The organism is Pseudomonas sp. TMW22080 (assembly GCF_022496745.1).
GTDB lineage: Bacteria > Pseudomonadota > Gammaproteobacteria > Pseudomonadales > Pseudomonadaceae > Aquipseudomonas > Aquipseudomonas bubulae.
In genome coordinates this window covers 47,330-60,055 of sequence record NZ_SCFF01000007.1, presented here as the reverse complement: position 1 = coordinate 60,055, position 12,726 = coordinate 47,330, and the positions used below count along the sequence as shown (strand labels likewise).

7 protein-coding genes are annotated in these 12,726 nt (G+C 60.4%); 2 read left to right on the top strand and 5 right to left on the bottom strand.

Annotation, left to right across the window (positions count from 1 at the left end):
- The first annotated feature begins 5 nt into the window (after window positions 1-5).
- Complete coding sequence (gene cobA, locus EQV96_RS22190) at window positions 6-782, top strand: uroporphyrinogen-III C-methyltransferase (RefSeq protein ID WP_240882412.1); 777 nt, start codon at window positions 6-8, stop codon at window positions 780-782.
- 279 nt (window positions 783-1,061) lie between these two features.
- Window positions 1,062-2,462, top strand: a complete 1,401-nt coding sequence (locus tag EQV96_RS22185) for a metallophosphoesterase family protein (protein WP_176465004.1) — start codon at window positions 1,062-1,064, stop codon at window positions 2,460-2,462.
- A 115-nt stretch (window positions 2,463-2,577) separates the two neighbouring features.
- On the opposite strand, the gene garD is transcribed toward EQV96_RS22185, so the two are convergent.
- The 5 genes from garD to EQV96_RS22160 form a co-directional block, all read right to left on the bottom strand.
- Window positions 2,578-4,131 (bottom strand): galactarate dehydratase, encoded by a 1,554-nt coding sequence (gene garD, locus EQV96_RS22180; protein WP_095020654.1) that lies wholly within the window; start codon window positions 4,129-4,131, stop codon window positions 2,578-2,580.
- An 11-nt stretch (window positions 4,132-4,142) separates the two neighbouring features.
- Window positions 4,143-5,498 (bottom strand): MFS transporter, encoded by a 1,356-nt coding sequence (locus EQV96_RS22175; protein WP_095002494.1) that lies wholly within the window; start codon window positions 5,496-5,498, stop codon window positions 4,143-4,145.
- A 150-nt stretch (window positions 5,499-5,648) separates the two neighbouring features.
- A complete protein-coding gene (gene kdgD, locus EQV96_RS22170) occupies window positions 5,649-6,560 on the bottom strand; it encodes a 5-dehydro-4-deoxyglucarate dehydratase (protein WP_240882411.1) in 912 nt (303 codons plus the stop codon).
- Between the two features lie 353 nt (window positions 6,561-6,913).
- Complete coding sequence (locus EQV96_RS22165) at window positions 6,914-7,663, bottom strand: FadR/GntR family transcriptional regulator (protein ID WP_095002585.1); 750 nt, start codon at window positions 7,661-7,663, stop codon at window positions 6,914-6,916.
- Between the two features lie 263 nt (window positions 7,664-7,926).
- Window positions 7,927-12,639, bottom strand: a complete 4,713-nt coding sequence (locus EQV96_RS22160; protein ID WP_240882410.1) for an AAA domain-containing protein — start codon at window positions 12,637-12,639, stop codon at window positions 7,927-7,929.
- Between the last annotated feature and the right edge of the window lie 87 nt (window positions 12,640-12,726).

The following is a 12,726-nucleotide window of genomic DNA, read 5'->3' as shown; positions in this document are numbered from 1 at the left end:
TCACAATGAGTGCAAAAGTCTGGCTGGTGGGCGCAGGGCCGGGTGATCCCGAACTGCTGACGCTCAAGGCCGTGCGCGCCCTGCGCGAAGCAGATGTCGTATTGATTGACGATCTGGTCAATGACGCGGTGCTGGAGCATTGCCCCGCTGCGCGGGTGATTTCGGTGGGCAAACGCGGGGGCTGTCGTTCGACTCCACAGGCGTTTATTCATCGCCTGATGCTGCGTTATGCCCGCCACGGCAAATGCGTGGTTCGACTCAAGGGCGGCGACCCATGCATTTTCGGCCGTGGCGGTGAAGAGGCACAGTGGTTGCGTGAACACGGGGTTGAGGTGGAACTGGTCAATGGCATCACGGCCGGCCTGGCTGGCGCGACGCAATGCGCTATCCCCCTGACCCTGCGCGGCGTGGCCCGTGGGGTGACGCTGGTGACGGCACACACCCAGGATGACAGCCAGGTGAACTGGCAGGCGCTGGCGCAAAGCGGCACCACGCTGGTGGTGTATATGGGGGTGGCAAAGTTGAGCGAGATCCGCGAACAATTGCTGGCGGGCGGCATGACGGCGGACATGCCGGTGGCCATGATCGAAAATGCCTCCCTGCCCCACCAGCGCGAATGCCGCAGCGACCTGACGGCGATGGAGAAAGATGCTCAGGCGTTTGAACTCAAGAGCCCGGCGATTCTGGTGATTGGTCGCGTGGCGGCATCCAGCGCGGCACAACCATCACGGGAGGAGAATGTGTGGGAGCTGGGCTTGCCCGCGATGCAGGCAACCCGCTAGTTCTGAAGGGAATTTTAACTGTGGGAGCGAGCCTGCTCGCGAACGACTTTCGCGAGCAGGCTCGCTCCCACAGGGAGGGTTGACCGGCAACAGAGTATCTACAGAAATGGCGCAGAAGGGGTGATCTCAAACGACCCCCTTCGCCTCAACGTTTACCCCGCTGCGGGCCACAAGCCACGCGCAAAGCGACTTGTGACTGAGCCAAATCGACCCCCGCCGTCATCCCGGTGTCATGGGGCTTTGTTTCCTTGACGGGCATTCAGCCCTCAAGGAGCCCCCATGATTCGCCCCACATTACTGGCCCTCGCGCTTTTTTCCGTGATCAACAGCGCTTGCGCCGCCCCCGACACGCCGCTGCCCCACTCCCCCGGCGCGCCTTATGCCGCCAGTGGCCTGGCCGACCGTATCGTGCTGACCCCCGGGGCCGATCCTGCCAGGGAAATGGCCGTAACATTCCGCACCGATACCCGCCAGCAGGCCAGCCAGCTGCAACTGGCTCCTGCCCTCGATGGCCCGCAACTGGCCAAGGCGGCGCATGAGGTCCAGGGCACAAGCATCAGCCTGGACAACGAGAACGGCGCGGCGTTGTTCCACCAGGTACGCCTGCACGACCTGCAGCCGGGCACGGCCTATGTGTACCGGGTCAAGGGCAGCGACGGCTGGAGTGAGTGGTTGCAGTTCCACACTGCGACCAAGAGTTTCAAGCCGTTCAACTTTATTTATATGGGCGATGTGCAGAACGACATTCTGTCACTGGCCTCGCGCAGCATTCGCCAGGCCTTGCAGAGCGTGGCCAACCCCGCGTTGATCGTGCATGCCGGGGACCTGGTGTCGCAACGCGAAGACCTGGTACACGACGATCAATGGGGCGAATGGAACCAGGCAGGTGGTTTCAATTACGGGATGATTCCCCAGCTAGTGGCCGCCGGCAACCACGAATACCTCGACGGCCTCAACCCCGACGGCAGCGAAACCCGCACTCTCGGGCCGCACTGGAGCCGCCAGTTCGCCCTGCCGCAAAACGGTGTTGATGGGCTCAAAGACACCACCTACTTTGTCGACTATCAGGGTGTGCGGTTTATCGTCCTTGATGGCACCTCGGCGCTCGATATGGGCACCCTTGATCAACAGACCCGCTGGCTTGAGCAGAGCCTGAAAACCAGCCCCGCACGCTGGAATATCGTGGTCACTCACCAGCCGGTCTACACCTGCGCCCGCCCCGAAGATACCGAGCCGTTGAAAACTGCCTGGAAGCCGCTGTTCGAGCGTTATGCGGTGGATCTGGTGTTGCAGGGCCATGATCACTGCTACAGCCGTGTCAGCAACGAGGCCGGGCGTGTTGCGTCCAAAGCCGCACAAGCCGGCGGCAAGATTCAGGGACCGGTGTATATGGTCTCGGTGGCGGGTTCGAAGATGTATGGCCTCAATGACCGGGCCCGGCAGCAACCGGATCGCAGTGCTGAAGAAACCCAGCTGTACCAGACGGTCGACGTACAGGACTCAAGGCTGAAGGTGCGCAGCTACACCGCCGCTGGCAAGTTGTATGACGCCTTTGACCTGGAGCGCGACGGCAAAAATCGTAACCACTTGCGCGAGCCGGTGAAAAACCTGCCCGCCGAACGCGCCTGCACGCAAACGGCTGGCCCCGACGGCTTCGCCTGCAGCTCAAGGGCCAAGTAACCCGCTGCTACGGGAAAACTTCAACTGTGGGAGCGAGCCTGCTCGCGAACGACCTTCGCGAGCAGGCTCGCTCCCACTGGAAGGTATCTACGGGGTTCGGCGGCACCTCACTGCTCTAGGTGATCGGCGCCGGATTGAACAGGGTGATGTCGTTGTGCAATTTGTGCTGCTCGGCCCAGGTGTGTTGTTTACCGCTGGCCACGTCCAGGTAGTAATGGAACAGCTCCCAGCCCAGTTCCTCGATGCTCGCCCGCCCGGTAGCGATGCGCCCGGCGTCGATATCGATCAGGTCCGGCCAGCGTCGGGCCAGCTCAGTGCGGGTCGAGACTTTCACCACCGGTGCCATCGCCAACCCATAAGGCGTGCCGCGACCTGTGGTGAATACGTGCAGGTTCATACCGGCGGCCAGTTGCAAAGTACCGCAGACAAAATCGCTGGCAGGCGTGGCACAAAAGATCAGGCCCTTGCCCTTGACCCGTTCGCCCGGCCCCAGCACGCCATTGATCGCGCTGCTGCCGGATTTGACGATGGAGCCCAGGGACTTTTCGACAATATTCGATAGCCCGCCTTTCTTGTTCCCCGGCGTGGTGTTGGCGCTGCGATCCGCCTCACCCTTGGCCAGGTAACGGTCGTACCAGTCCATTTCACGCACCAGTTCTCGGGCGACGGTTTCGTTGACAGCACGGGAAGTCAGCAGGTAGATGGCGTCGCGCACTTCGGTGACTTCGGAAAACAGCACCGTCGCCCCTGCCCGCAGCAGCAGGTCCGAGGCAAAGCCCAACGCCGGGTTGGCAGTGATGCCGGAGAACGCATCGCTGCCACCGCACTGCATACCCAAAATCAGCTCGGACGCCGGTACGGTTTCGCGGCGACGTTGATCGAGCTTTTTCAACCGCACTTCGGCCAGCGCCATGATCTGTTCGATCATTTCGGTAAAGCCGTGGCTGGAGTCCTGCAAGCGGTACAACCACGGCTCGCTCAAGTCCACTGAGCTGTCGTTTTCGTGCATCACCTGGCCGGCCTGGAGCTTTTCGCAGCCCAGACTGATCACCAGTGCTTCGCCACCCAGGTTGGGGTTGCGCGCCAGGTTGCGCACGGTACGGATCGGGATATAGGCGTCGGTGGCGCTGATCGCCACACCGCAGCCGTAGCTGTGGGTCAGAGCCACCACATCATCGACATGCGGGTAACGGGGCAACAACTCGTCCTTGATGCGCTTGACCGCATGGTCCAGCACGCCGGTCACACACTGCACGGTGGTGGTGATGCCGAGGATATTGCGCGTCCCGACCGTGCCATCGGCGTTGCGATAACCCTCGAAGGTGAAGCCCTCAAGTGGCACTTGCGGTGCGGGAACATCAGTGGCCAGTGGCAGGCTATCGAGCGGCGGTGCGGTGGGCATGCGCAGTTGGTCCTCATTGACCCAACTGCCCCGCGCAATGGCTTGCAGGGCATAGCCGATCACCTGACCGTAGCGGATCACCTCGCCACCTTCGGCAATAGCCGCCAGCGTGACCTTGTGGCTCTGGGGGACAAAATCCACCGTCACCAGCCCGTCGGCAAACACAGTACCCGCCGGTACGCCCTGGTCGTTGACCACCACCGCGACATTATCCCGCGGGTGCAGGCGGATCGAGCGCGGTGAGTCGGAATGTTCAATCAACGTCATGACGCCGCTCCTCAAATATGGACAGGTAAAATGTCAGCGATTTTCGGGTCGCTGGTCGGTGGTTCTTTAAGTACCACACGCTTGATCGGGCCGACGATCACCAGATAGCTGAAGACCGCCACCAGTGCGTTGCAACCGACAAACACCAGCGCCCATTTGAACGAGCCGGTGGCACTGATGATGTAGCCAATGACGATCGGGGTAGTGATGGAGGCGATGTTACCGAAGGTATTGAACAGGCCGCCGCTCAAGCCGGCGATCTGCTTGGGCGAGGTGTCGGAAACCACGGCCCAGCCCAGTGCGCCCACGCCCTTGCCGAAGAAGGCCAGGGCCATAAAGCCCACCACCATCCATTCAATGTCCACATAGTTGCAGGCCACGATACTGCTCGATACCAGCAGGCCGGCGATGATCGGCGCCTTGCGGGCGAAGGTCAGGGAGTGGCCCTTGCGCAGCAGGTAATCGGAAATGACCCCGCCCAGCACGCCGCCGATAAACCCGCAGACCGCCGGCAGTGAGGCAATAAAACCGGCCTTGAGGATGGTCATGCCGCGATCCTGCACCAGGTACACCGGGAACCAGGTCAGAAAGAAATAAGTGATGCCATTAATGCAGTACTGACCCAGGTAAACGCCGAGCATCATGCGATTGGTCAGCAGTTGGCGTATGTAGTCCCACTTGGGGCCGTCGGCCTTTTTGCCTTTCTGGTCCATGTCGACCATGCCGCCGTTGTCGGCGATGTGTTTGAACTCCGCTTCGTTGATGCGCGGGTGCTCACGCGGGCTGTAGATCACTTTGAGCCAGATGCCCGAGAAGACGATGCCGAACACACCCATCACGATAAAGACGTGCTCCCAACCGTAGGAATACACGATCCAGCCCATCAACGGTGCAAACAGCACGGTGGCAAAGTATTGCGCCGAGTTGAAAATAGCTGAGGCCGTGCCACGTTCGGCGGTGGGGAACCAGGCGGCCACGATGCGGGCGTTGCCGGGAAAGGACGGCGCTTCGGCCAGCCCCACCAGAAAACGCAGCATGAAGAGCGCCACCACGGCCGTGGACATGCCGAATTCACCGACAAAGCCTTGCAGCACGGTGAACAGGGACCAGGTAAAGATGCTCAGGGCATAGATTTTTTTCGAGCCAAACCGGTCGAGCAACCAGCCACCGGGGATTTGCCCGGCCACATAGGCCCAGCCAAATGCGGAGAAGATATAGCCCAGGGTCACGGCGTCGATGCCGAGGTCTTTTTGCAGGCTGGAACCTGCGATGGCGATAGTGGCACGGTCGGCATAATTGATCGTGGTCACCAGAAAAAGCATGAGCAAAATCAAATAACGGACATGCGTCGGCTTGGTCGCTTGCATGTAGTACTACTCCCACTGATTATTTTTATGTGCGGGTTAATCTGTTTTGGCTGTAGCTGACGGGTGGAACTTATGTGGGAGCTGCGTGAGCCACCGATCGTATTCCTTTACGTAAAAAGCCGCTGATTACTCAGCGGCCTTGGTCATTGCTTACTGCGGACCTTGCTTGTCGATCAAGGCTGCCAGCGCCTCGTACTCGTCCGGCAGCAGATCGGTCAACGGGGGACGCACCGGGCCTGCGCCGTAACCGGAAATGGTGGCCCCGGCCTTGACGATGCTGACCGCGTAGCCGGCTTTGCGGTTGCGGATGTCCAGGTACGGCAGGAAGAACTCATCGATGATCTTGCCGATCGTGCCGTGATCGTCACGGGCCACCGCACGGTAGAACTCCATCGCGGTTTTCGGGATAAAGTTGAACACCGCCGAAGAGTAAACCGGAACGCCCAGTGCCTTGTAGGCCGCGGCGTACACTTCGGCCGTCGGCAAGCCGCCCAGATAGCTGAAGCGATCACCCAGGCGGCGACGGATCGACACCATCAATTCGATATCGCCCAGGCCATCCTTGTAGCCGATCAGGTTGGGGCAGCGCTCGGCCAGACGTTCCAGCAGCGGTGCGGTCAGACGGCAAACGTTGCGGTTGTAGACGATCACGCCGATGTTTACCGACTTGCACACAGCCTCAACGTGGGCGGCAACGCCGTCCTGGCTGGCTTCAGTCAGGTAATGCGGTAACAGCAGCAGGCCTTTGGCGCCCAGGCGCTCGGCTTCTTGGGCGTATTCGATGGCCTGGCGGGTCGAACCGCCGACACCGGCCAGGATCGGCACGCTGGTAGCGCAGGTATCGACTGCGGTTTTGATCACTTGCGAGTATTCGCTGGCTGCCAGGGAGAAGAACTCACCCGTGCCGCCAGCGGCAAACAGGGCCGAAGCGCCGTACGGAGCCAGCCATTCCAGACGTTTGATGTAACCCTCAGGGTGGAAATCACCTTGAGCATTGAAGTCGGTTATCGGAAAGGACAACAGACCGGAAGAGAGGATGGACTTCAGTTCTTGTGGATTCATTATTCGAACACCCTGGGAGCACATTGTGATGAGAAATACGTTAGCGATTCGTTGCGTCGTACGTCATCGTACAACTTAAAAAAAGAACGTCAATCTCATTTCTTGAAATCGTGGCTGCCCTGGGGCGAATCAGTTTCGATAAAAACAAAAAAGCCCGTCTAGTACGGGCTTTGGTGGAGTGTGGTGAAAGTGAAATTTAATTTTTGGTAAGTGACAGGTTGTCGTAGAACAGCTCATCTTACGCAGCAATACCCTGTGGGAGGGGCTTGCTCGCCATGCAAGCGCCGCGTTCTGTCAGGCAAACCGCGTCGATACGATCGCGGGCAAGCCCGCTCCCACAGGTGGAGGACGCCCTACCCGCGCTGCGCCTCTGCCTCTTCATGGGCATGGCGCAGGCGCTCGCGGCTGTTGGTCAGGTGCAGGCGCATGGCAGCGCGGGCCGCTTCCGAATCCTGACGGGCAATAGCCTGGTAGATTTCTTCGTGTTCACGGTTCAGGCGGTCCATGTACTGCTGCTGGTCATCATGGGCCAGACGCGCCGAATTGAGCCGGGTTCGCGGGATAATGCTGGTGCCCAGGTGAGTCATGATGTCCGTGAAGTAGCGGTTGCCGGTCGACAGTGCAATCTGCAAATGGAACTGAAAATCCGAGGCCACGGCATCACCGTTACGCGCGGTGTTTTCATTCAGGGCATCCAGCGCCGCGCGCATTGCGGCCAGTTGTTCGGCACTGCGACGCTGCGCCGCCAGCCCTGCAGATTCAACCTCCAGGCTGATGCGCAACTCAAGAATCGCCAGCACATCGCGCAATGTGACGACAGTTGCCGGATCGATGCGAAAACCGCTCGGGCTCGGTGTATCCAGCACAAAGGTGCCGATGCCGTGTCGCGTCTCGACTTGCCCTGCGGCCTGCAGTCGGGAAATGGCCTCGCGCACCACCGTACGGCTAACACCATGGGCTTCCATGATCGCCGACTCGGTGGGCAACTTGTCGCCGCGCTTGAGCATGCCGTCGCGGATCTGCTCGGACAGCACCGTCACCAACTCTTGCGCCAGGCTGCGGCGCTTGCGAGGGAGGCGGGGTACGTCGTTGTGGTTTTCCATGGTGAACATTTTTCTCGAAATCAAAAGGATCGGAAGCATTGATGATTAAAGCAGCTGATCTATCGCCTTGGCCGACCTGAACACTGCGAAATCGCGCCCCCATATGGACGCATCATAGCTCAAGGTGGTTGTACGATCACCTGCTGACACATGACAACGCAAAACCCCAAGGGGCTGGCCTGCCTGTAATACGGGCGCTGCGGTCTGGCTGGCCGGGTCACGGTATCGCGAGCAGGCTCGCGCCTACTGTGACCCGGCGAGCATCAGACGGTCAGTGGCAAAGACTGCTCAGCCTCGACATCGCTCACGGCCAATGTGTCGTCCGGTACCCAGAACAAAAACGGGTCTTTGGCCGGACGGTTATCATGGGCCCGCACACGGCCCTCCTCGGTGACTGTTCCTGCGCGTTCAAAGCCATATACCCGACGGCGCTCGACATGAATGCTCGGCGCCGCGCCTTCGCCGCTGGCAGGCTCGATGTTCATTGCCTTCAAGGTAGCCAGCAAATCATCAATGATCTGCTGACGATCAAGGGTAAAAGCCGATGCAAAGCAACGCCAGAAACGCCAGCCCGCCCGCTCCAGAATACGCTGGCGACGCATGTCGCTGTCCCAGCGGTCCGGGCCGTGGAAGCGGTCGCCGTCACATTCGATGGCCAGGCGACTGTCGTTGTCGCCCTCGACCACCATGTCGATGCGATACGCGCCAACGCCCACCTGCGGAATCACCCGATAGCCACGCTGGGTCAGCTCATCGTACATCTCCTGCTCGAAGCCGGATTCGCACAACTCGCGCAGATCACTGACCTGCGCAGCATCCTGGGTAAAAGGGGTTTCAAAGTGCTCAATCAGGCCGCGGCGCAAACTGTCCACAGGGCTGAGGTCGGTCAGCTCGACACTGCGCACCAGGTACATGCGATCCCGTGCCCGCGAAGCGGCCACGTTGAAGCGCTGGGCTATCGAGTCGCGGCTGTTGGCAAAGCAATCGCCGGGAGAGGCCACCATGCTCAGGAACATGATGTCGCGCTCCTTGCCCTGGAACGTGCGGGCATCGCCACAGCTGATCTGGAACTGGGTAATAACCTCTTCGCCCAGCTCTTTGGTCAGCATCTGCATGATCTTTTGCGCTTGCTCGGCGCCCAGCAGCGAGACCACGCCGATGCTGCGTCCAGTGATCTGCGGCAGGGCGATCAGGCGGCGAATTTCCTCGACGATCACCTGGGCTTCGCCAAGGTTGAACTTGCCTTTCTTCTCCCCGTCCATCACCAGCAGATCCACCAGCGGCGGGTCCAGACGCTCAGTCATCAACGGCAGGCGCAGCGGTTTGAGTTCGTGGTTGTAGAACTCTCGCTTGGAGTATTCGATGATCGGCGCCACACAGCGAAAATGCTCGCGCAGCATGGTGCCGCTCTTGGCAAATACCACTTTGAACAGGTCATACAGCGAACGCTCGGGCGACATCAAGGGTCGAAACAGGCCCACCTGATTGCCCAGAAAGCGCGCCATCATGTTCTGCACGCGCTCTTCTTCCATGCCGATACCATCGGGCGATACTTGTTTGTCATCGCCCACCACCAGCACTTTTTTCGCCCGCAGCAACGCCGGCAATGCACTGAGATCCGACTGCGACGCTTCGTCGATAATCACCAGGTCAAAGGCACCGTACTGCGCGGGCAGGCTTTCGCAAATGCGGTAATGCGGCATGATCCAGCACGGGATGGCCGAGATCGCCACATCGGCCGCCAGTCGCGCATCCTGACGATAACGCCCGGCGCGTACGCCGGTGCCCTTGCCGATCTTGCGGATTGCGGTGCGGTACAGTTCAAGGGCTGCCCTGACACTCGGCGTGGCGTTTTCCGACAGCCGCAGCCAGGTTCGTTTGACCACCGCATCCTGATAAAGACGCGACAGACTCAGCTCCAGCTCACCGCGTAACTTGAACAATCGCTTGAGGTCTTCGCGTCCGTCGATGCTTTCGAGGTAGCGGGCCAGACGGCTCAGGCGCCACACATCCAGGCAGTTGTCCGGGAGCAGGCCGTCGACCGGCCCGACGACCGGCTCTTCACGCAAACGGGCGGCCCAAAGCAGGCCGCCGCTTTGCGCGATCAGGTCGGTTACCCGCTGTACGGTCTCAAGGGCACTGGCCAGGGCCATCACCCGGCGCAACTCGTCCATCAGCGCGGACCACCGGGTTTGCAGTAAGGCGGTATCAACCTGAGGCTGACCAAGGCTCAAATCCAGAAAGCCTTGCAACTGCTCACTGATATCGCCACCACACCCGGCCAGCGCTTTGTTGAAGGTTTCCTTGATGGCCCAGGTGGCCGCCAGGCGATGGCGTATCAGGTAGTGTCGCAGGATGCTTTCGGCCTCGGCCAATACCGGTGCGTTGCTGCGCAACTGGCTAACCTCGGCCCAGTCCGGGAGCAGCTGCTTGAGTTCGCGGTGGGCACGGGCTTCGCCCTGCTCGGTGAGCACAATGGCATCGAACTGCTCGATCGCCCGGGCCGCTGCCATCAGTTGCTCGGCGTCGGTTTCCAGCGTCGGCAAGGGTATTTCGGCGGCCAGCGCATTCCAGCGCAGCAGCAAGGTACGGCTGTGTTGCTGGAAGTGCACAAAGGCTTGCACATGCTGCCAGTCCTGGTCGCTTTGCGGCTTGCTGCCCAACACCACAATGGTGTCCAGCAACTGTTTTTGCGTGCCCTTGCCAAGCAGGCCGGACAAGCCGAACGGGCGTCGCCCCTGGGCCAGGTTATCGATAGCTGCCACCACCTCGGGTTGCGCATGCAACTCGAACGACAGGCTTACCGGTCGTGCCACAAAGGCCTTGCGCCCTGCCAGCGCGTCTTCGATCTCGCCCTTGAGGCTGGCAAACAGCGCCAGCACATCATCGTTGCCACCACGCATCAGACAAGCCTGCATGGGCGCGGCCCAGCTGTGGGCCGAGGTGCTGATCTGTGTGCGCAGGGTTTGCAGTTGGCCCAAATGCTCGACCAGCGCCTGGGCCTGCTCCAGGGTTTCGGCACTGTTATCCAGCAGGCGCGGCACTTCGCCGGTGCTTTCCTTGAGCTGCAGCTGGCTTTCCTGAGCCAGATCCTGATGCACCTGAATCAGTGTCTGCGCGTCCGGGAAGTCAGCCAGCTGCGGCAGTTTCTGGCCCAGGTAGGCCAGTGAGTCCTTGAGTTCAAGCCGGGCTTCGCGCAAGGCGATGATGTCTTGCAACGTAAAGCGCGGACGATACGCTTCGTCCACGCCGATCTGGTCGGTAAAACCGCTGATCTCATCTTGGGCCGCCGCAACCTGCAAGGCCGCATGGGTAGGGCTCAGGCGCTCACCGTCGATCTCCAGGTCCGACAGATTACGCTCGGCCCAATGAGTGATCTCACGATCAACGCCGGCCATCTGACCATGAAGGGTGTTGATTTCGTCGTCAATCTGCCCGATTTCGCGCTTATACAGCGCACGATCGATGCGCTGTACTTCAGCTGAGATCTTTTGAATGGCGAACTCGAACTGCTTCATGCCGTCCGCTTCACTGCTCAACAAACTGATTGCCAGCGGACGTATGGCTTCCGGGAGTTTTTCCTGCAGCACCGCCAGGGCCGGGTCTTTCATCGACGTCACCAGCACCCGCTTGCCATTGGCCAGGTAATGGCTGATGACGTTGGCGATGGTATGGGTCTTGCCCGTACCGGGCGGGCCCTGCACCACAACGCCATCGTGCACTTGCAGCAGCTGGATGATTTGCACCTGCTCATCGTTGTACGGTTTGGGGAAATACAGCTCCTGCGCTTTTGCCGCCGGCGCATCATCCCCCTGGGTACCGCTGACGTAGGACAAACCACGAAACGGTGGCAGGACCACATCTTCCAGCACACTGGACGGTTCGGTGAGAATGGCCCGCACGGCCGCCGGCAGCTCACCGGCCTCCTCGATCCCGGCTTCAAAGCGACCCAGGTCTTCAATAAACATATTGCTATCGCGGGCGCGGGCAAACAGGCACCAGGTATCGGTGACACACAAGAACTCGGCAGCCTTGGGGACGGATCGATCGCCCTCGGCCAGCGTCACCGGCAAAAACTGACCATGGGCATCGAGCAGGGTCGTTGCTGAACGAATCACCGGCTCGTAGCTGGCGGCGTTGAACGGGCTGATGCCGGCCTGATCCTGTTTGAAAAAATCCTTGGCCAGGGTTGCCAGCGGCCCGACACCGGCAATATCGGCCGCCACATAGGCATCCACTTCCAGACGTGGCTCGGCAGCGCGCGGACGCACTTCAATGGCCATGCTGTCGGGGTTGATGGCGATCTCCACCAACTGGCTAATTAACGGGTAATGGATGACACCGACCACGGGATGTTCCCACGTCGAAACCCCCAGGCCCCACACCAGTTCCAGCTGCGCATCCCCTAGGTTGCCCTGCATCTGTTGCACCAGCATAAAAAGCTCGGCATACAGTTCGATGCTTTTGCGCCGCTGTTTTTCCTCAGCGGCCCACAGGCGCCAGGCCGTTTGGCTGTAAGACTTGAATTGCGCACGGATCTCGCCAGCATCCAGGCAGTCTTCCAGATTGACCCACTCTTCGACAGCGACGTCTTCCCCGATCTGCAGAGCTACAGGCATCAAGCGCGAGCGTTCGTCCTCGGAGATCGCCGTGCTGTTGATCAGGACCTCCCGTGCCAGGCGGACCTTGAGTGCCGGTTCGGTCTGCGGCGTGCCCTTGAGTTCGATCCACAACCCCAGCAGCGGGCTGAGGGGCGCCGGTGGCTTGCGCTCATGCAGACGTTCGAGCTGCAGCCAGACTTCGTCTTCCTCGCCGTTGTGCAGATCCAGGCTGACCCCGGGCAACGCCCGCAATTTTTCTTCGCTGGCACTGAAGGCGCTGTGTTGGCTAAGGGTTAACGCCGGCCGCTTTTGCATCAGCGCGGTCTGTTTAACAAATTCAATCAGGCCGGCAAGACGGGCACGTACTGTTTCCATGGGTGAGCTGAACCACTTCGATAAGGGGGCACTTCGACAGAATCTGGAAGCGCCGAGTAAAAGCGAAATTTCTTACAATGGCCGACA